The sequence below is a fragment of the Saccharibacillus sp. CPCC 101409 genome (assembly GCF_030518235.1).
In the GTDB taxonomy this organism is placed as follows: Bacteria; Bacillota; Bacilli; order Paenibacillales; family Paenibacillaceae; genus Saccharibacillus.
Genome location: NZ_JAULSA010000005.1, coordinates 233,213 through 251,564 on the forward strand (window position 1 = coordinate 233,213; position 18,352 = coordinate 251,564).

General features: G+C 60.0%; 17 protein-coding genes. 5 read left to right on the top strand and 12 right to left on the bottom strand.

What is annotated here, in order from left to right; all coding sequences use genetic code 11:
- Positions 1 to 52 precede the first annotated feature (52 nt).
- Positions 53 to 1,414: a dipeptidase gene (locus QWJ34_RS13625; protein ID WP_302728571.1), complete on the top strand. Its 1,362-nt coding sequence runs from the start codon at positions 53 to 55 to the stop codon at positions 1,412 to 1,414.
- Between the two features lie 68 nt (positions 1,415 to 1,482).
- Here QWJ34_RS13625 and QWJ34_RS13630 read toward each other — a convergent pair whose 3' ends face one another.
- From QWJ34_RS13630 to QWJ34_RS13640, 3 genes are all read right to left on the bottom strand, one after another.
- Positions 1,483 to 2,325, bottom strand: a complete 843-nt coding sequence (locus QWJ34_RS13630; RefSeq protein ID WP_302728572.1) for a DegV family protein — start codon at positions 2,323 to 2,325, stop codon at positions 1,483 to 1,485.
- 148 nt (positions 2,326 to 2,473) lie between these two features.
- Positions 2,474 to 3,457 (bottom strand): DUF4261 domain-containing protein, encoded by a 984-nt coding sequence (locus tag QWJ34_RS13635; RefSeq protein WP_302728574.1) that lies wholly within the window; start codon positions 3,455 to 3,457, stop codon positions 2,474 to 2,476.
- A 111-nt stretch (positions 3,458 to 3,568) separates the two neighbouring features.
- Complete coding sequence (locus QWJ34_RS13640) at positions 3,569 to 4,450, bottom strand: YwqG family protein (RefSeq protein WP_302728576.1); 882 nt, start codon at positions 4,448 to 4,450, stop codon at positions 3,569 to 3,571.
- A gap of 220 nt (positions 4,451 to 4,670) precedes the next feature.
- Here QWJ34_RS13640 and QWJ34_RS13645 point away from each other — a divergent pair, with 220 nt between their 5' ends.
- A complete protein-coding gene (locus QWJ34_RS13645) occupies positions 4,671 to 5,951 on the top strand; it encodes an MFS transporter (protein ID WP_302728578.1) in 1,281 nt (426 codons plus the stop codon).
- Positions 5,952 to 6,050: 99 nt separating this feature from the next.
- Here QWJ34_RS13645 and QWJ34_RS13650 read toward each other — a convergent pair whose 3' ends face one another.
- Entirely contained in the window at positions 6,051 to 7,121 is a 1,071-nt protein-coding gene (locus QWJ34_RS13650) for an ABC transporter ATP-binding protein (protein WP_302728579.1), read from the bottom strand.
- A 398-nt stretch (positions 7,122 to 7,519) separates the two neighbouring features.
- Here QWJ34_RS13650 and glsA point away from each other — a divergent pair, with 398 nt between their 5' ends.
- Positions 7,520 to 8,467 carry a glutaminase A gene (gene glsA / locus QWJ34_RS13655; RefSeq protein WP_302728580.1) on the top strand — a complete coding sequence of 316 codons (948 nt, stop codon included), beginning with the start codon at positions 7,520 to 7,522 and terminating at the stop codon, positions 8,465 to 8,467.
- Positions 8,468 to 8,479: 12 nt separating this feature from the next.
- Here glsA and QWJ34_RS13660 read toward each other — a convergent pair whose 3' ends face one another.
- The 4 genes from QWJ34_RS13660 to QWJ34_RS13675 form a co-directional block, all read right to left on the bottom strand.
- Entirely contained in the window at positions 8,480 to 10,078 is a 1,599-nt protein-coding gene (locus QWJ34_RS13660) for a 2-isopropylmalate synthase (RefSeq protein WP_302728582.1), read from the bottom strand.
- Positions 10,079 to 10,914: 836 nt separating this feature from the next.
- Complete coding sequence (locus QWJ34_RS13665; protein ID WP_302728583.1) at positions 10,915 to 11,223, bottom strand: antibiotic biosynthesis monooxygenase family protein; 309 nt, start codon at positions 11,221 to 11,223, stop codon at positions 10,915 to 10,917.
- A 93-nt stretch (positions 11,224 to 11,316) separates the two neighbouring features.
- Positions 11,317 to 12,357, bottom strand: a complete 1,041-nt coding sequence (locus tag QWJ34_RS13670; RefSeq protein ID WP_302728585.1) for an HD domain-containing protein — start codon at positions 12,355 to 12,357, stop codon at positions 11,317 to 11,319.
- A gap of 47 nt (positions 12,358 to 12,404) precedes the next feature.
- On the bottom strand, positions 12,405 to 13,364 hold the full coding sequence (locus QWJ34_RS13675; protein ID WP_302728587.1) for a GNAT family N-acetyltransferase: 960 nt from the start codon (positions 13,362 to 13,364) through the stop codon (positions 12,405 to 12,407).
- A gap of 128 nt (positions 13,365 to 13,492) precedes the next feature.
- On the opposite strand from QWJ34_RS13675, the gene QWJ34_RS13680 reads away from it, so the two are divergent.
- Both QWJ34_RS13680 and ymzB read left to right on the top strand, forming a co-directional pair.
- Positions 13,493 to 14,191: a TVP38/TMEM64 family protein gene (locus QWJ34_RS13680; RefSeq protein ID WP_302728589.1), complete on the top strand. Its 699-nt coding sequence runs from the start codon at positions 13,493 to 13,495 to the stop codon at positions 14,189 to 14,191.
- 123 nt (positions 14,192 to 14,314) lie between these two features.
- Entirely contained in the window at positions 14,315 to 14,653 is a 339-nt protein-coding gene (gene ymzB, locus QWJ34_RS13685) for a protein YmzB (protein ID WP_302728590.1), read from the top strand.
- A gap of 120 nt (positions 14,654 to 14,773) precedes the next feature.
- On the opposite strand, the gene QWJ34_RS13690 is transcribed toward ymzB, so the two are convergent.
- The 4 genes from QWJ34_RS13690 to QWJ34_RS13705 form a co-directional block, all read right to left on the bottom strand.
- Complete coding sequence (locus QWJ34_RS13690) at positions 14,774 to 15,766, bottom strand: DUF2785 domain-containing protein (protein ID WP_302728591.1); 993 nt, start codon at positions 15,764 to 15,766, stop codon at positions 14,774 to 14,776.
- 239 nt (positions 15,767 to 16,005) lie between these two features.
- Positions 16,006 to 16,269, bottom strand: coding sequence for an AbrB/MazE/SpoVT family DNA-binding domain-containing protein (locus QWJ34_RS13695; RefSeq protein ID WP_302728593.1), 264 nt, complete (start codon positions 16,267 to 16,269; stop codon positions 16,006 to 16,008).
- Positions 16,270 to 16,603: 334 nt separating this feature from the next.
- Positions 16,604 to 17,065, bottom strand: a complete 462-nt coding sequence (locus tag QWJ34_RS13700) for a GNAT family N-acetyltransferase (RefSeq protein WP_302728595.1) — start codon at positions 17,063 to 17,065, stop codon at positions 16,604 to 16,606.
- A 201-nt stretch (positions 17,066 to 17,266) separates the two neighbouring features.
- Positions 17,267 to 18,304: an NAD(P)/FAD-dependent oxidoreductase gene (locus QWJ34_RS13705; protein ID WP_302728597.1), complete on the bottom strand. Its 1,038-nt coding sequence runs from the start codon at positions 18,302 to 18,304 to the stop codon at positions 17,267 to 17,269.
- Positions 18,305 to 18,352: the final 48 nt, after the last annotated feature.

The following is an 18,352-nucleotide window of genomic DNA, read 5'->3' on the forward strand; positions in this document are numbered from 1 at the left end:
GTAGTACAATACAGGTTGAAACGATTCGCACAAGGAGGCCTCTTTTGACCCGATGAACAATTACCGGACTTATTTTGAACAAAATCGCGAGCAGCACCTCGACGAGTTGAAGGAATGGCTGTCCATTCCGAGCATCTCCGCTCTTTCCCAGCACAAAGACGATATGATCCGCGCCGCGCAGTGGCTGAAAGATTCGCTTGAGCGGGCCGGCCTGGAGCACGTTACGCTGAACGAGACGAGCGGACATCCCATCCTCACCGCCGACCATCTGCATGCCGAAGGCGCGCCGACCCTGCTGATCTACGGCCATTACGACGTCCAGCCGGTCGATCCGCTGAATCTGTGGGAAACGCCTCCGTTCGAACCGACGGAACGCGGCGGCAAGCTCTACGCGCGCGGCGCGACGGACGACAAAGGACAGGTCTTCCTGCATGTCAAAGCGCTCGAAGCGATCCTGAAACAGGAAGGCAAACTTCCCGTCAACGTCAAGCTCTGCATCGAAGGCGAAGAAGAAGTCTCCAGTCCCAACCTGGTAGGTTTCCTGGACGCCAACGCCGAGAAGCTGGCCGCGGACGCCGTACTGATCTCCGACACCTCGCTGCTTGAGCGCGGCAAACCCGCGATCAGCACCGGACTGCGCGGACTGTGCTCGCTGGAGTTCAAATTGAACACCGCCAATACCGACCTGCATTCCGGCTCGTTCGGCGGAGGCGTTCCGAACGCGCTGCACGCGATCGTCAGCCTGCTGAATTCGCTGCACGACGAGCAAACGGGCCGCGTGCGGGTGGACGGATTCTACGACGGCGTTCTTCCGCTGACCGAAGAGCTGCGCGAAGAACTGGTCAAGATGCAGTTCGACGAAGCCAAGCTGCAAAGCGACCTCGGCCTCGGTTCGCTGTTCGGCGAAGAAGGTTTCTCGTTCCTCGAACGCACCGGCGTACGGCCGACGCTTGAACTGAACGGCGTCTACGGCGGCTTCCAGGGCGAAGGCACCAAGACGGTGATCCCGAAAGAAGCCCGCGCCAAGATCACCTGCCGTCTGGTGGCGAACCAGGACCCCAAAGACGTGCTGGACAAGATTATCCGCCACCTGAAAGAACACACTCCGGTCGGCGCCAAGATCGAGATCACACCGGGAGAAACCGCGTTTGCGTTCAATATCGATCCGTCCCACCCGTTTCTGCAAAAAGCCGCGGACGCTTACGAAGCCGTATACGGCGTGCGCGCGCTGTTTACCAAAGACGGCGGCTCCATCCCGATCATCGAAGCATTCTCGCGCGTCCTGAACGCTCCGGTCGTGCTGATGGGCTTCGGTCTGCCGGACGAAAACCTGCACGCTCCGAACGAACACTTCAACCTGGAGAATTTCGACAAAGGCCTGCTGACGCTGGTGCAGTATCTCAAGACCGTTTAACCCCCCTCTTTCAAAAGAAAAACAAAAGCCGTTCCCGCAGCCGGGAACGGCTTTCTTCGCATGTATTCTTATTCGCAGTAATACGTAAATCCGATCGCTCCGACCCCGGTATGCGTGCTGATTACAGGCGTCGTATATTCGATCTCGATCTGGGAATACCCCGTCAGCTCGTGAATTTTGCTTTTCAGGCTTTCGGCCAGCTTGCAGCCTTCCGCGTGCACTAGGCCGACCCCCTTGACGGTGCGGCCTTTGACGTCTTCCGCAAACTGCTTCGACAGCTGCTTGACGACCTGGGCGTGGCTGCGGGCGTTATTTACGATATTCAATTCGCCGTCTTTCAGCGTTCCGATCGGCTTGATATGCAGGAGCGAACCGATCAGCGCTTTGCCGCGCCCGATCCGGCCGCCTTTGACCAGGTTCTCCAGCGTATCGACCACGACATAAAGCTGGGTCGCGTTTCGGACTTCGTCGAGGCGCGCAAGGATTTCTTCCATCGCGCAGCCGCGTTCGGCCATCTGCACCGCTTCGAGCACCTGGAACGCCAGTCCTTTGGTAATATATTTCGAATCAACCACGGTTACGTTCGTGTCCGTCATCTCCGCCGCCATGGCCGCGGATCGCACCGTGCCGCTCATCCCGCCGGTCATGTGGATCGACAGAACGTCGAATCCTTCGCCGCCCAGACGATCGTACATTTCGACAAACGCTCCTACCGACGGCTGCGAGCTTTTCGGCAGTTCGGCCGCATGGATCATTTTCTGGATAAAAGATTCGGGCGTAAAATCCACCCCGTCCGTATAAGTCTGCCCGTCGATCGTAAAAGTCAGCGGAACGATTTCGATCCCGTGTTCCCGCAGTATTGTTTCGTTCAAATCGACGGTTGAGTCCGTAACCACTTTAATTCTGCGCATTCGTCACACTCCCGTAAGCGATCAGCCGACACCGTCCGCTTCATACGCTTCAGGAAGTTGATCGTCTCTGCTGTCCACTTCAGTATACACAGCGAGCGGTGACGACACAAATGCTACAATTCTGTGAAATATTTGATTATATAAACTTTTACACATCGTTCAAAGGAGCGTTTTGCCTGCCCGCGTAATACGGCCGGCCCGGATCGATATCCAGCGCCACTCGGTGCGGAGCGGCGAGCGCATATTGGTGTTCGCAGCGCCAGCGCACGTTTTCGTCCGAGCCGAACGTCTCCCCGTCCGAGATGACGTCGCCCCGGTCGAACAGATAATACCCCAGATTGGTCAGCTGCTGCGCCACATCGTTCGGTTCCAGATCGTAATAATGGCACTGCACGTCGGGAATGCCGAGCGCGGCCAGACCGATGGTGTCCATCAGCATTTCGTTTCGTCCGCTTCCCGTGCCTTCGACGTTAAAGAACCGGATATTCATCGCCCCGTACAGCAGACTTCCCGCTTCGATCGCCGTCAGATAATCGCCCGGTTCCAGCAGTTTGTCGCTGCCGCGGAAATACACGGCGTCGCACGGCACGGTTTCCAGTACCGCGCGCAGCGCGCCTGTGATCAGCGACAGTCGTTCTTTGGGATCGAGGCCCGAAGCCATCATGTCGATCAGCTCTACCGAATACCGGCACTCGGCCAGCGTTTCGCCCGCGCGCGGCCAATGCCACGCCTGCTGGACCGCCGTTTCGTATTCTTCGGCGGGGCGCCCGGGAACGGCCATCAGCGACGTTTGCGCCGGCAGCTCCGCGTCCGCGTAGCGTACCGGATAATTCAGATGGAAAAAGTGCAGCATGTCCGTTTCCTTCTTCTCCGACGGCTCCCAAACGGCCAAATCGTCCTGCCGCTTCTGCTGTTCCGGCCGCTCCAGCGCGCCCGTATACAGCTGCATTTTCTCAAACAGCCGCTCGCGCGAAAAATCCGGTTTCTCCTTGTATTTCAGTTCGATCGCATACACCCGGGCAAAACCGAAATCCCGCTCCGACTCCAGGATTCCTTCCGTTTCCGGATCAAGCTTTTCCTCGCCGACGCCTTCTTCGCGTTCTTCTTCATAACCGCTTTGTTCCGTCGTCATTGCGCGCCTCCCCGGCGGCCGCGGATCTTCGAAGCGATCCGCCTGTCCGCTTGATGATAAGATAACCGAAACTTCCGCCCGACTTGCGGGCGTCCCGCTTCGCCGAAGCGGTCAGCTTGAATAATAGGAACAGTACGTACGGTCGAAGCGCCCCCGGAGCAGGTCTTCTTTGCGAATAAAAAAATGCAGTACACCCGCGTCGCCCCACATAAAGCCCACGTCGTCGTCCGAATCGATCTCCGCCAGCATCAGGATGTCCGCCACTTCCCGCCGCGCAAGCTCCGGATCGCCGCCCAGCGCCCCGGCCAGCCGCTCGATCGCCTCGGTCGGATCGTAAGTCGATTCGCAGCCGAACAGTTCCAGCGCGGCCATGTATTCGTCGTCGCCGTGCTGCCCTTCGGCATAGCCGAACATCTTCACGACCGGCCTTTCATCCTCTTCGTGAAGCGCAAAGTTCAGATCTTCGTACTCCTCCCAACCGTGCTCCTCGCTCTCGACCGCTTCTTCGTCGACATAGGCGTAGCCGGGCAGTTCCAGCGAAGACTGCGCGTTCAGTTTGAACGGACGGTAAGGACCGTTTTCTTCCAGCTTCAGTTCTCCGGGAGCCGCGGTTCGGCGCGCGCCCTCCATCTGCCGAGCGCTCGCATACAGCACCCGGTGTTCGACTTCCAGCCCGTAATCGCCGACGAAAAAAAACAGCACGCCTTCTGTTGGCAGCCGCCGCTCCGTGTCCTCCAGTTCGGCAGCATTCAATTGGAGCACAAAGGACATCAGGTCTCCGTCCGAGTCCGTCGGCCATTCCAGCATTTCCGGCAGATCCGGTTCTCCTCCGATTCGCGAATTCCCGATTTGCGGATATCGGTCCGCTTCTTTTTTGGACAATGCGACGATCTGCTTCGCCGTCCGCAGCAGATAGCCGGAAGCGTGTTCGAATCCGTGCGCTTCGATCGCCTGCAGCAGCCGGCTGCGATTCTCTCCACTCAAACTCATCATCGACCCTTCTTTCCTTTTTTACTCTTCTTTCCATTATAAGTATAAGCGATAAAGCGCAGCGATTTCTAATCGGCCGCTTTCAAGAAACGGCAGTCCGTCCGCAAGCTCCGTCCCACAAACTTTTCCGCTGTAAAGCACCTGCGAGGCAGCGCGTTTCCTTTCCCCCTTTCCTTCAAACTGGTAGAATGGAAAAGCTGTGTTTACAAAAGGAGGCTCGCAATTGGACTGGCTCAGGCGCATCACGGCCGGCATCGCCGAATGGCCGCGCAACGTCAAACTGTTTTTTGCCGCAAATCTGCTGTACCAGATCGGCGGAGGCATGTTCTCCGTCCTCTATAATCTTTATATCCAGGGAATCGGCTACGACGACGCCATGAACGGCCGCGTCGTCAGCATCCAATCGCTGGCGACGGCCTGCATCTTTATCCCCATCGGCCTGTTCGGCGACCGGCTCAGCCGCCGGATGCTGCTGATCCTGGGCGCGCTGCTGAGCGGGGTCGCTTTCGCGCTGCGCGCGCTGGCCGAAGGACAGACGGCCCTGTTGGCGCTTGCCGTTTGTTCCGGCGTGTTCGCCGCTTTCTTCCAGGTGCTCGCTATTCCGTTTCTGGCCGAGAACGTCCGCAAATCGCAGCGCCTCGCGCTGTTCAGCGCGTATTCGTCGCTGATGCTCGCCGCCCAGGTGCTCGGCAGCATGGGCGGCGGCGTGCTGGCCGATACGCTTCAGCACGCGGGGCTGGGACTCGTAACCAGCATGCGTTTGACGCTGATCGTCGGCGGCGCGGCCACCTTCGCCGCGTTTGTGCCCATGCTGTTTATCCGCGAGGACCAGCGGCAGTCCGAACCGCCCCGGACGGCGCCGCTCGGCGCGAAGTCCGGCGCGGAACCGAGCGAACCGCGCTCCGGCGGTTCGCGCATCATCTTCTGGTTCGTGCTCGCCCAGCTCCCGATCGGACTCGGGTCGGGCCTGGTGGTGCCTTACCTGAACCTGTACTTCACGAACCGCTTCGGCGTGTCGCTGACGACGATGAGCCTGCTGATCTCGCTCGGCCAGATTATGACGATCGTGTCGATGCTGATCGGTCCGTCGCTGTCGCGCAGAGTCGGTCCGGTACGGGCGGTCGTGATCTTCCAGATGCTGTCGCTGCCGTTTCTGCTGACCACGGGCTTTACGAATATCGCGCTCGTCGCTTCGGTGACGTTCTTGTTCCGGCAGGCGCTGATGAACGCGGCCAACCCGATCCAGTCTTCGATCATGATCGACCGGATTCCGGACAACCGCCGCAGCATCGCCAATTCGCTGACCCAGACCGCTTTTATGCTCGGCTGGGCCAGTATGGGGCCGGTGCAGTCCTATCTGGTGACGACCTACGGCAGCTACTGGGGATACGCGATCACGTTCAGCATTACCGGGGCGCTGTACGTCTGCGCTTCGCTGCTGTATTATTTCAAGTTCCGCGAGCCCAAGACGGCCCCGGGCATGGGCGGCGCGGCCGCAAATTGAGTTTTGCGGCCGCCGGAAAAGCCGCAGCAAAAAAGGGATGAAGCCCGGAAACACCGGACTTCATCCCTTTTGCGATTGTGCGTTTTCCGTTTCGATCGGTTAAGCTTCGACCAGAACCGGCGTCTCGTACGTATTGTTCAGCTTGCGCAGACGGCGCTGCACCACTTCCGGCGGCTGAACGGCCGGGGCGTCCGGATGCAGCAGCCATGACTTGACGAAGTGCGTGTCGGAAACCTTGAACATCGGAGGCTCTTTCTCGAAATCGATCTTCATGGCATAGTTGCTGCGCAGCGCGAAGGCGTCGCCTACCGGCGGATGCAGCAGATCCGGAGGCGTGCCCGGGATCGCCGTCAGCTTCTCTTCGCCGTTGCTGTCGAGGCTCGGCATCGAAGAAAGCAGTCCCCAGGTATACGGGTGACGCGGATCGTAGAAGATCTCCGCCGCCGTGCCCATTTCCACAATCTGTCCCGCGTACATTACCGCTACGCGGTCCGCCATCTTCGCCACGACGCCCAGGTCGTGCGTAATGAAGATGATCGCCGTGCCGATCTTGGCCTGCAGATCCTTCATGAGCTCAAGGATTTGCGCCTGGATCGTCACGTCGAGCGCCGTTGTCGGCTCGTCCGCGATCAGCAGCTTCGGATTCGCCGCCAGCGCCATCGCGATCACGACGCGCTGACGCATGCCGCCGGAGAATTCGTGCGGATACTGCGTATAGCGTTTTTCCGGATTCGGGATGCCGACCAGCGTCAGCAGTTCGATCGCGCGGCGCTTGGCCGCGTCGCCCGAAATCTTCTCGTGCGTGAACAGCACTTCCGTGATCTGCTTGCCGACTTTCATCGTCGGGTTGAGCGAGGTCATCGGGTCCTGGAAGATCATGCCGATCTCTTTGCCGCGCATCTTCTGCATCTGCCCGTCCGACTTCTTGATCAGGTCCTGTCCTTCGAACAGAATCTGTCCGCGCTTGTACTGTCCCTGCGGAGTCGGCACAAGCTTCATGATCGCCTGCGACGTTACGCTCTTGCCGGAGCCGGATTCGCCGACGATGGCGAGCGTTTCGCCTTTGTCCAGATGAAAGTTCACGCCACGGATTGCCTGCACTTCGCCGCCGCGCGTTCTGAATGAAATCGCCAAATCTTTGACTTCGAGAAGTCTTTCCATCCTCACCACTCCCTGTAAAGCCCGTCCGTTTGGTTCCGGGGGCCGTTTGTCGCTTTTCGCATGCCGTTCTCGCGCTTTCTGTCCGCATCCGTTGGCCGCGTCCAAAGCGCGCTTAATCCGAACATTTTGTATGGTCATGAGAACATTATTTTACGAAACCGTATATAATATTGTAACTGCTTGTCCATCTGGCAGTCAAGCATACATTAGATGTTAGGTGTCGGCGCGGCGCGGAAGAACGGGGAAACGTTTCGGCTGCAAAAAACGCATTCCCGAACATTGTTTTGCGCAGGTATTCGATCTTCGGGTTGAAAACGAACGATGAGCGGGTATGATGAAAACAGCGGCGCGCAGATCCGTCACGGACGCGCAAACCGACGCCGCATATATTAAAGGAGGCTTCGATCATGAATACGACCGCAGAGCAGCTGCGCGTCCTGGACGCCCTGCTGCCGGAATGGCTGGAAGACAGCCGCAAAGAAGCCGCTTTCGGCGAAGTGGCCTCCTATATTCCCGAGCTGTCCAAAGCGCCGCACAGCGCGCTCGGCATCCATATTCTGGACAAGAACGGCAGCTCCGCTTCCGCGGGAGACTGCAGTCTTTCCTTTACGCTGCAAAGCATCTCCAAAGTGTTCACCCTGATCCTCGCGCTGATGGACAACGGCGAAGAAGAAGTGTTTCGCCGCGTCGGCATGGAGCCGACCGGCGACAACTTCAATTCCATGCTCAAGCTGGAGCTGGTCCGCCCCGGCATCCCGTTCAATCCCCTTATCAACGCCGGCGCGATTACCGTCACTTCGCTGATCCGCGGCGATTCGCCGGCGGAGAAGTCGAAGCGGATCCTACAGTTCTTCCGCAGCCTGGCGGGCGGCGTCGAGCTTCAAGTCAACGAAGACGTCTACCGTTCGGAATTGGAAACGGGCAACCTGAACCGTTCGATCGCTTATCTGCTTGTCGAGAACGGCGTGCTGGGCGGAAGCGTGGAAGACGTGCTGAGCGTGTATTTCCGCCACTGCTCGATCGAGTGCACCTGCCGCGATCTGGCGCGGATGGCGCTGGTGCTGGCTTCCGACGGCATCGACCCGTTCAGCGGCGGGCGTTTGATCCCCCGCCGATACGTCCAGGTCGCCAAAACGTTCATGATTACCTGCGGCATGTATAACGCGTCCGGCGAATTCGCGATCAAAGCCGGCCTGCCCGCCAAAAGCGGCGTGTCCGGCGGCATCCTGACGCTTGTGCCCGGCTCGCTCGGCATCGGCGTGATCGGCCCGGCGCTGAATGCCAAAGGCAACAGCAGCGCGGGCGTGCACCTGCTCGAGCGCTTATCGCGCAAAATGGACTGGAGCCTGTTCTGAGCGGTTTGACGTCTACGAAATCGTAATCTCCGATTCGCCGACCGGACTCCCACCCGAATCTGCCGCATCGTCTCCGGGCGCCCGCGCGGCGCGGGCCGTCCGCACGGCTCTGTTGCAAGCGGCCATATACGCTTCGGCCGCCGCCAGCATAATATCCCGGTTCGCCGCCGTGCCCCGGTGCAGCTCGCCGTTCAACCTTACGGTGACGCTCGCTTCCCCGTTGGCCGTTTCGCCCGCCGACAGCGAGTACAGCTCCAGTCCGGCGAATTCCACCGGCTCCGGCACGGCGCTGCGGATCGCGTTCACCGCCGCTTCGACCGGTCCTTCTCCGCCGCCGGTCACAATCCGCTCGGTTTCCGCTTCGTTGTCGCGAATGCGGCACGATGCCACGCGATGGCCGCCGCTTCCGGTCACGATCTGCACTTCGCTCAGCGTATACGGCTCCAGCGCCCGGTCGACGGCGCTGCCCGCCATTTGCAGCAGCTCGTGGTCGTGCACCGTTTTCTGCTTGTCCGCCCGCTCCTTGAACGCCGCATACAGCTCTTCGAGCTGCCGCTCGTCCAGCTCCACGCCGAATTCCGCCACGCGGTGGCGCAGCGCATGCCGGCCGGAATGCTTGCCCAGCACGATCATGCTGCGCGGAATGCCCAGGCGCTCGGGGTCCATAATCTCGTACGTGCTGCGGTTCTTGAGCAGGCCGTCCTGATGAATGCCCGCTTCGTGCTGGAACGCGTTGCGCCCGACGATCGGTTTGTTGAACGCGATCGGCGAACCCATCATCCGGCTGACCATCTGCGACGTCGCATAGATTTCTTCGGGGCGGATATTCGTTTGAACGCCGAACTTCTCGCCTCTTGTCGCCAGCGCCATCGCCAGTTCTTCCAGCGAGCAGTTGCCGGCGCGTTCCCCGATTCCGTTGACCGTTACTTCGACATGGGTGACCCCCGCTTTGACCGCGGCGAGACTGTTGGCGACGGCCATGCCCAGATCGTTATGGCAGTGGGCGCTGAATTCCACGCGTTCGCTGCCCCGCACGCCGCGCATCACCCGGGTAAACATATCCCCGTACTCCTCCGGCAGTGCGAAGCCGACCGTATCGGGAATATTCAGGATCGTCGCGCCTTCTTCAATCACCGCTTCCAGCACCTCGAACAAAAACTCGTCGCCCGTGCGCGTCGCGTCCATCGGCGAGAATTCGACTTCGTCCACAAACCCTTTGGCGTAAGAAACCATTTCCCGCGCCAGCCGCACCACTTCCGCACGCGTTTTTTTGAGCTGGAAGTCCAGATGGATATTCGACGACGACAAGAACATATGCAGGCGTCTGCGCTGCGCGTCCTGCGTGGCCCGTACCGCCGCATCGATATCGTCTTTTACCGCCCGGGCAAAGCCGCAGATCTCGACGCCTTCGACCTCGCGCGAAATGCGCTGGACCGCGCGGAAATCGCCGGGACTGGAGATCGGGAAGCCCGGTTCGATCGTATCGACGCCGAGCCGCGCCAGCCGGTGCGCCAGTTCCACTTTCTGCTCGACGTCCAGCGAAGCGCCGGGCGCCTGTTCGCCGTCTCTCAGCGTCGTATCGAAGATCTTGATCGTTCTCGGTTCTGTCATTATCGTTCGCCTCCAAAAATGTGGGATGGTCGTGCAGGGGGCCGAAGAGCGGCGCTCATGCGCCGGCGCTTCGGCATATACGTCAAAAAGCCCGTCGCTCTCCGATCGAATCCGATCCGTAAGAGACGACGGGCTCTGGGCCGCCGCGGTACCACTCTTGTTGATTCCGGCGCGTACTGCGCGGGAATCCGCTTATGCCCGGGATAACGGCCGGGTAGGCCGGGCGGACTTGAGATCCGGCCGGAACCGGGCGCTTATGCGCCTGTTCCGGCCGAACGTTCGGCCCGCCGCGCTCCAGGGCGAGTTTCGGACAAAGCGTCTGCCGCGTCGCACCGAATCCGCGGCTCTCTGAGAAACGCTCCCGTCCTACTGCTCCCGTTCATCGCAGTTTGTTCAATCCGTGATTCGTGCATCCTGCCTGTCCTTCAAACGTCAAAAAGACCCGTCGTCTCCTGTATAAGAGACGACGGGTCATCCGTCGCGGTACCACTCTCGTTGATTCCGGCTGTTCCGCTTCGTTTAGCGGCTGTGGGCCGCTTGTCTGCGGACAAGCGGGGAATCCGCTCGTCGGCCCGGTCACGTGGGCGAATCCGTCCGGACTTGCTGCATCGGCGGCGCGCGTTTCGAACATTGCGTTCGTGACGCGCCGCCGGCCGATCAGCTGGGTCCGGCCGCTCGGGGGCGAGTTCGACGGTTTGTGCCGGCTGCGTCGCAGCAAATCCGCAGCTCTCTTGACGGCCTTGCCGGTTAATAATCCCCTTCATTGCGTTTGTTATCGAGTTTTGGCTATTCTAATCTCTGCGGACAATCCTTGTCAAGCCGGTCGGGTCAAAAAGTTAAAGCGCCGATTCGGCGGGATAAACCCGCGCAAAGTGTTCGACGACCGGAAACGGATCGTAATAAGGGTGCAGCAGCTTTTTCCAGTCCTGATATTCCGGCGATCCCCGGAATCCCTCCGTATGGTCTTCAAGCGCCGCCCATTTGACCAGCAGCAGATATTTGTGGTCGTCTTCCAGGCACTTTTGCAGTTCGTGTCCCAGGTATCCTCCGATTCGGCCGATGTAGACCGATGCTTCGGCAAAATCCCGCTCGAAATCCGCCGTTTTACCGGGCTTGACTTGAAGTATCGCCGCTTCCAGAATCATATCCATTCCTCCTGTTCGTTTGGATCATTATACCAACCGAACAGGCTTTTTCAACTTTTTCCCGGCTGCCGGAGCCGGGCTTCGCGAATTTCATTAGCCGGATATCGGCTGCGGCCAGAATACGCGGTACTCCCCGAGCAGACTCGGCAGATCCGCCAGCAGCGGATACGAAGGCAATGTTTCCGGCGGCTGTCCGCCCGCGATCAGCGGCAGCGCCAGATACAGCTTGCGCAGGCTGTGGCGGTAAGCGGTATCCGGCGCGGCTTCTTCGGCGCGCGCGACATTCAGCAGATCGGCCCGGTACAGCAGCCGCTGCATTTCCTCGGAGGTGGCCGGATGCCGCAGCAGCAGGCCGGTCAGTTCGAGGTCGGTCAGCCGGCCGAGTTCGGCGGCTTCCAGGCCGCCGGCTGCGATCAGGCGCTCCGCAGCCGCGCGCAGCACCGCCACGGGGCCGATATTGGCCGTGGAAGCATGATAATGCGCTTCGTGCAGGATCAGCTTCAGCGTCAGTTCGGCCGTCTCCTCGTCCGCTTCGAGATGAGGGCCGTTCAGGCGGAATCCGCCCAACAGCTCGGAAGCCGGCTTCGGCAGAATACCGAACGCCGCCGCGCTGCGGACCCAGGAATCCAGATGGTCCGCGTGCAGAATCCGTTCTTTGTTTCGCAGCGGACTGGGGATATCGCCTTCGATCAGCGCGAATACCTGCCGCCGGTCCAGCCCGTCCAGCGCCGAATCGATCTCGCCGGAAGCCAGCTCATCGTTCGCGCGGTTATGATGATCGAAGCCTTCGATTCCTTCCAGCGCATGGCTGAACGGCCCGTGCCCGATATCGTGCAGCAGGGCCGCCGCTCTCAGCTCCGGCCAGTCCGGGCTGAAATGCGCGATCAGCGTAAACACGCCGAGCGTATGCTGGAGTCTTGTCGACGTATGCTGCGTCAGCAGCGCGGCCGGGCCCGCATGCCGTACATGGTGCAGCCTGCGCAGCGCCCGGGTACCGAGCAAACGGCGCTCTGTCGGCGTCGGTTCGACCGTTTGGCCCCACAGCGGATCGCGCAGCGTCCCGGTATCGGTCATCCGGCCGTAAGCGCCGGCGTTTTGTCCGCTTGAGGCGGACAGTACAGTTTCCTTTTTCATCTTCCCCATTCCTTCCGATCGTTTATCCCGTTCTCGCCGCGGCCCGGTTATTCCCTCGACGCGGGCACGCGAAAATAAGTCAGCAGCGGTTCCGACGGCGGAAACCCATAGCGCTCCAGCAGCGGATACTGATAGAAATCCGTTGTATCGATCTCCGCCGAAACCGTATCGAATCCACTGCGCAGGCAAAACATCATTCGCTTCTCGTCCACTTTTTGCATCGCTTTTTCTTGTCCGGGAGCGCATCCGAGCCAGCCAAGCTCCGCTTCGCTTCCCCCTTCTTCGCCGTGCAGCAGCGCAAATGCCGCCGCGCTGCCGTCGGCATCGTCGAACGCCGCGAAAGAGCCTGCCCGCAGCACGTCGTCCGCTTCGATCAGTCTTCGCCATACGGACAGCGGATGAACTCCCGGAGGATTGAACGTATGCGTCGCCCGGTAGGAATCGCGGGCTCTTTCGGCGATTTGGTTCAGCGCTTCCCCGTTCCCGGCCAGCTCCGCAAGCGATGCAATCCGCAAGCGATCTCCAACCGCCGGCTCGCTTGCCCCCGTGCCGCCTTGCAGCTCGCTCAGCCGCAGAGCCGGCATAAAGGTCCGCCTCGTTTCGGCAAATCCGAATCGTTCGTAGAATTCCGCGCCCGGCGCGTCGCCCGGCATAAACGAGGTTTGCAGCGGCATGCGCGGCCGTTCGGCGAGCAGCGCCTCCATCAGCTTCGTTTCGGCATGCCCGCCTCGTTCGTCGGGATACCTGCGGATCGCCAGATAACCCGTATGCGGATGAAAAGTTTTTTGCCGCAGCAGCGCAATCCCAACCACTTCCCCGGCGCGTTCGGCCGTCCAGGCTCGGGCGTCCTTCGCCGAACCGTTTTTTCGTTCCGACTCCGGCAGCAGCCCGACTTCGCCCGCCGCTCCGCAAGCTTCAAGCAGCCGCTCCGCGCCGCTGCGGTCTTCGGGGCGGTAAGGACGCACTTGAATCCTGTCGTTTTCGCCGTTTATATTCCCGCTTTGCATATCCGTTTCCTCCTTACTCGGGCCGTTCCCGGCCGGATACCTGTTCGCCACAAGTATACCGCGCGGCGCGAAAGACGTACAATATCGGTAAGTACCGCGAATTATACCCGAAGGAGCTGCGAACACGCATGAAAAAAGGATTGACGCTTGCGCTGTACACGGCGGCTCTGCTGCTGATCTTTCTTTACCGGCACGAGCTTCAAACGCTGCTCACAAGCGTGTCGCTCCCGGCCGGAACAGGGTTCGCGCTTGGATTTTTGTTCGCTTTTTTTCCGGTGCTGCCGTATAAGCTCGTAATCGGTTCGCTCGGTTTTCTGTACGGTCCCGCACTCGGCGCGCTGCTGGCCTGGCTCTCCGTGACCGCCGCTTCGGCGCTTCAATATACGCTGGTGCGTTATTTTTTCCGCGAGCAGGGCCGGACGTTTCTGAACCGCTTCCGCGGTTTGGACCGGGCGGGGCTTCTGATGGAGCGCCATCCGTTCGCCGTTATTCTCGCCGCGCGGCTCGTTCCGCTGCTGCCGCAGGCGCTGGTCAATCTGTATCCCGCCTTTTTGAATATCCGGCCCGCTGTTTATTTCGCGGCTTCGGCGCTCGGCAAGATCCCGGCCATGCTGGCATTCGCTTTTATCGGCCGCAGCCTGTTCACCGATCTGCCGAAAACGCTGGCCGCGCTCGGCGTGTACGGAGGATTCCTGCTCGTTGTGTACGCCGTATACCGGATCTGGCTGCGGCGGACCGCCGGAGCCGCCGATATTCCCTCCGCTATTCCCTCCGCCGCTCCCTCTGCCGAACCGCGCTGCGCCGAAGAAGACGGGGATCGCCGCTGAACGTTCGCCAAAGACGGAATCGCAAGCCGGCGAACGAGCCGCGTTTGCCGCGACGCCCGGCGGGGTAAATGGATGTTACGACGACGGACCGCGAAGGCGCCGCCGGAAGAAAGGGTGGATACAATGGACAAGCAGGTGCAAAGTCTGACCGAATGGTTGAATGCGCTGAACGGCAAAACGATCAAGATCGAGAAAACGGAAAACGGCGATACGGATATCGTCCACTTCGAACTTCAGGAAGTCGGCGAGCGTCCGCAGGACAATCCGGTCGACGACTATCTGGAACGCGCGCTGCTGCTGCGCGGTTCGGGCAGCATTGTCAACGCCGACGGCGAATCCGTGCCGGTTCCGGGCGATACCTACGAGATCGTGCTGAACGAACTCGAGGTGGGCGGCCAGGGCGGCACAAGCCTCAGCCTCAAAAACGACCGCGCCGAATACACGCTGACCGCCGCCGAGTAACCGGCGGCCGGTCAGCCCGGGAGCGCGCCTATACAGCAGTGCAAAGAAGAGGTCCGGCAAACCGCCCGGACCTCTTCTTTTTGGCATCCCGCGCCGCTATCGAGCCGCGCCCCGCTTTCCCTATTCCATGCGCAGCAGCGCGCCGCGCAGACGAACCGCTTCCGCCTGCTCCGCCGCGGAAGGATGCGCCAGCAGCCGGGCATGCAGGCGCTCCAGGAACAGCCGCGCATTGACGCGCACGCGCGCGGCTTCTTCGAAGCTTTCCGCCGCGCCGTCTTCCGCCGGTTCGCCGAGCCTTTGCAGCCAGGCGTCGAACGCGCCCGGCTCAAGCCCGCCCCGCGTCAGCGCGGTCTCCGCCGCGGCCGCAAGCCGCTCGTCTTCGTCGAACACGAAGACGCGGTCCGCGCTGCGCAGCCTCAGGCGCAGCGCCTCCAGAATGTTCAGCCGCTCGGCCGGGCCGGCCTGCGGCGACTGCGCCAGATCTTCCAGCGCATCGCCCGTATGCGCGGCCGCATGCGCCCAGCCTTTGCCGCCTTCGGGCACAGGGCCGCGCACGTCCCGCTCCTGCGCGGCATAGCGCAGCGCCGCTTCCAGCAGCCGCCGCCAGTCGCGGTCCGCAAGAAACGGCGCGGCCCGGTCCGCCGACAGAATCAGCGGCAGCAGCAGCACCGAGAAGCTGCGGGTAAACACGGAGTCGCTCCCGTTCTCCCCGATTCGATAGAACAAATGTCGTTCGTCCAAAGCCGCGTTCGCCAGCATAAGCAGCTGCTGCGCGCCGAGCGCGCCGGCCTGAATCCAATCCGAGAAGCTGCCGTAGATCAGCTCGTCGCGCAGCTCCGGGTCGGGATCGCCGATATGCTCCAGCATAGCGGCCAGCAGCCGGTCGAGACGGCCCGCCTCCGGCCGCAAGCCCGACAAACGCAGTTCGCGCAGCGTCCGGCGCAGTTCCTCGCGCAAAGGCGCTTCGCCCCCTGCTTCCGTTACCGGACGTTCCGGCGCCGGCATATCCGGCGTCCTTTGCGCCGGAGCAGTCTCAATCGCTTGATCCGCCGCCCGCATCAGCATGCCGATGCCGGGAGCCGAATCCCGATCGGAGGTAAATTCTTTCCGCATTTCCCGATATTCTCCTTTCGGTTCTTTCTTTTCGCAAGCGGCCCGAAGTTTCGCTTTTTTATACCGGCCGAGCGCAATTTCGCCAAGTGTATCACTTCTTCCGTTCGCCCGCCAGTTTTCTTCCTTTGGTTTCGGTAAGGTCCCTGCCGGCTCGAACGCGAAAAAGAGCCCGACGGCTTGCATAGCCGCGGACTCTTTATGACGGAAAAGCGAGGCTGCGCGCTTTTGCCGATACGTTCTTACTTGGATTCGGAGTTTTGGTACATTTCGATCAGTTCTTCGATTGCGGCTTTGCTGACCATTTTGCCTTTGAAGTAAACCAGGTCTTCGGCTTCGCCGGTGAAGATGCAGGTCGGCGCGTATTTTCTCAAGATGATGCGTTCGCCGTCCACGAAAATTTCCAGTCCGTCTTTGATGTCGATACCCATTGTTCTGCGCAGTTCGATCGGAATAACTACACGGCCCAGTTCGTCTACTCGTCTTACGATACCCGTTGCTTTCATTGCTATAACGCCCCATTTCGGTTAATATGATAGTTGTCGACAAAAGATCGTCGTTATTCGATATTATTCGACATTTTGTGCTTGTCTCTACTGTACTCCCCTTTATATATCTTGTCAATATGGAAATTTATACTACGCTCAAAAAAATGTACGATTTGTGAAAAAAAGAAAGCGAAACGCTTTTTACTCAGCGTTTCGCTTTCTTATGTGCGATCATCGAACCATTTTATCCCAATATTTGGAACATCGTTCGACGTCTCTTTATGCTTTTGCGGCCGATCCGTTGATCCGGCTTACGATCGAGCCGGCCGGATCAACGGATCGGCCGGCGGGATCAGGAAGCTCCCGTTTGCGGTTCCAGCTGCGGACGCAGAAGATGGAGGGTCGGCGACGGCTGTCCGTGCACGTCCAGATCCGAACGCCCCGTTTCGACAAATCCGTACCGCTGATAGAAATCGTACGCGCCGGCGTTCTGTTCGCCGACATCCACCGCAAGTTCTCCGCGCTGACCCGCATGATCGAGCAGCAGGCGCGCAATCCCCTGGCCCTGATAATGAGGATGAACGACAAGCAGCTCGACTTTGGGACCGTTCATGGCGATAAATCCGGTCAGGTCTCCGCCGAATCTTGCGCGTACCGCCCAGATCTCGAAACGTTCGAGAATCTCTTCCTTGAACATCCGCGTGTAGAATCCGAGCTGACCCGGATCGGCGTCGGACAGACTGCGGCTCACGGACAGCAGCCAGATCTCGGTCAACCGGTCCTTGTGTTCTTCCGTACATGAAATCACTTGCATGTGTACGTCCTCCTTTATACGATTATTGGGCTTCTTCCGCGACGACACAACCTTCCGCCAGTTAATGGATCGCCGGCAGGATAACCGCGGTAAAGCGGCTCTCCTGCCGGCGAGTAAGATTTGAATAAATATAACACAAAACGCCCGTGCTGTCTTGTGATTTTTTTCGCAGCTTGATTTTTTCGTATTTCCCTTTGCTTCTTACTCGTCCACCGCTACGCCGAGCGCTTTGTTTTTTTCTTTGAACCGGTCGTTGTGCGAAGAAACGTAAGCGACTTTCGGCGCTTCGGGGTCTATATACAGCTTGGCGCTGTTGACGGCCAGAGCCGCGTCCGTGAAAGCGCCCGCGATCAGCCGCAGCTTGCTTTCGTAGCTGGCGAAGTCGCCCGCCGCGAAGATGCCGGGGATATTCGTTTTGAGCCGCGCGTCGACGACGGCCACGCTGTCTTCCATATGCAGGCCCCATTCTTTGAGCGGACCGTAATCACTGGTCAGTCCGTGATTGACGATGACCGCATCGACTTTCAGGCGTTCGACTTCTTCCGTTTCGACATGTTTGATCGTGACTTCTTCGATCGTGCGGCCGTCGCTGCTGTGCAGTTCGCTGACCGCCTGGAGGATGCGCACGTCAACCGAAGATTCCTGCATTTTGATCACATTTTTCTCATGGCCCCAGAATTTGTCGCGCCGGTGCACGATCGTCACGCTTGCCGCGATCGGTTCCAGCTCGTTCGCCCAGTCCACCGCCGAATTGCCTCCGCCCGAGATCAGTACGTTGCGGCCCCGGAAGGTTTCCAGTTCCTGAACGGTATAGTGCAGGTTGGAAACCTCGTAGCGGTCGGCGCCTTCGATATCCAGCTTGGCGAGCTGCAGGATGCCGTAGCCGATCGCCAGCACGATGGTCCGCGTCCAGTGGCGTTCGCCGGTCAGAGTCGTCAGCACGAATGTGCCGTCTTCGCGGCGCTCGAGCCCGGTTGCCTGCTGGCCCAGCACGACGGTCGGATCGAATGTGCGCGCCTGCTGCTTAAGGCCGCCGACCAGCGTTTCGCACAGCACCGGCGTGACGCCGCCCACGTCCCAGATCATTTTTTCCGGATAGATCAGCATGCGTCCGCCCAGTTCTTCTTTCGCTTCGATCACTTTCGTTTTCATATCGCGCATTCCGCTATAGAAAGCGGCGTACATCCCCGCGGGACCCCCGCCGATAATCGTCAAGTCGTACAATTCGAGCTCTTCCATGGTTTTCGTCCTCCTATGTAAACAACTATGATATTGATTCTCATTTTC

Coding starts and splice junctions, on each gene's coding strand:
- QWJ34_RS13665 (WP_302728583.1), bottom strand. CDS start 11,223: ATGATTCTGGAAGCGGCGATACTTCAAGTCAAGCCCGGTAAAACGGCG.
- QWJ34_RS13700 (WP_302728595.1), bottom strand. CDS start 17,065: ATGCAAGTGATTTCATGTACGGAAGAACACAAGGACCGGTTGACCGAG.
- ymzB (WP_302728590.1), top strand. CDS start 14,315: ATGGACAAGCAGGTGCAAAGTCTGACCGAATGGTTGAATGCGCTGAAC.
- QWJ34_RS13695 (WP_302728593.1), bottom strand. CDS start 16,269: ATGAAAGCAACGGGTATCGTAAGACGAGTAGACGAACTGGGCCGTGTA.
- QWJ34_RS13680 (WP_302728589.1), top strand. CDS start 13,493: ATGAAAAAAGGATTGACGCTTGCGCTGTACACGGCGGCTCTGCTGCTG.
- QWJ34_RS13630 (WP_302728572.1), bottom strand. CDS start 2,325: ATGCGCAGAATTAAAGTGGTTACGGACTCAACCGTCGATTTGAACGAA.
- QWJ34_RS13675 (WP_302728587.1), bottom strand. CDS start 13,364: ATGCAAAGCGGGAATATAAACGGCGAAAACGACAGGATTCAAGTGCGT.
- QWJ34_RS13640 (WP_302728576.1), bottom strand. CDS start 4,450: ATGATGAGTTTGAGTGGAGAGAATCGCAGCCGGCTGCTGCAGGCGATC.
- QWJ34_RS13635 (WP_302728574.1), bottom strand. CDS start 3,457: ATGACGACGGAACAAAGCGGTTATGAAGAAGAACGCGAAGAAGGCGTC.
- QWJ34_RS13690 (WP_302728591.1), bottom strand. CDS start 15,766: ATGCGGAAAGAATTTACCTCCGATCGGGATTCGGCTCCCGGCATCGGC.
- QWJ34_RS13670 (WP_302728585.1), bottom strand. CDS start 12,357: ATGAAAAAGGAAACTGTACTGTCCGCCTCAAGCGGACAAAACGCCGGC.
- QWJ34_RS13660 (WP_302728582.1), bottom strand. CDS start 10,078: ATGACAGAACCGAGAACGATCAAGATCTTCGATACGACGCTGAGAGAC.
- QWJ34_RS13705 (WP_302728597.1), bottom strand. CDS start 18,304: ATGGAAGAGCTCGAATTGTACGACTTGACGATTATCGGCGGGGGTCCC.
- glsA (WP_302728580.1), top strand. CDS start 7,520: ATGAATACGACCGCAGAGCAGCTGCGCGTCCTGGACGCCCTGCTGCCG.
- QWJ34_RS13625 (WP_302728571.1), top strand. CDS start 53: ATGAACAATTACCGGACTTATTTTGAACAAAATCGCGAGCAGCACCTC.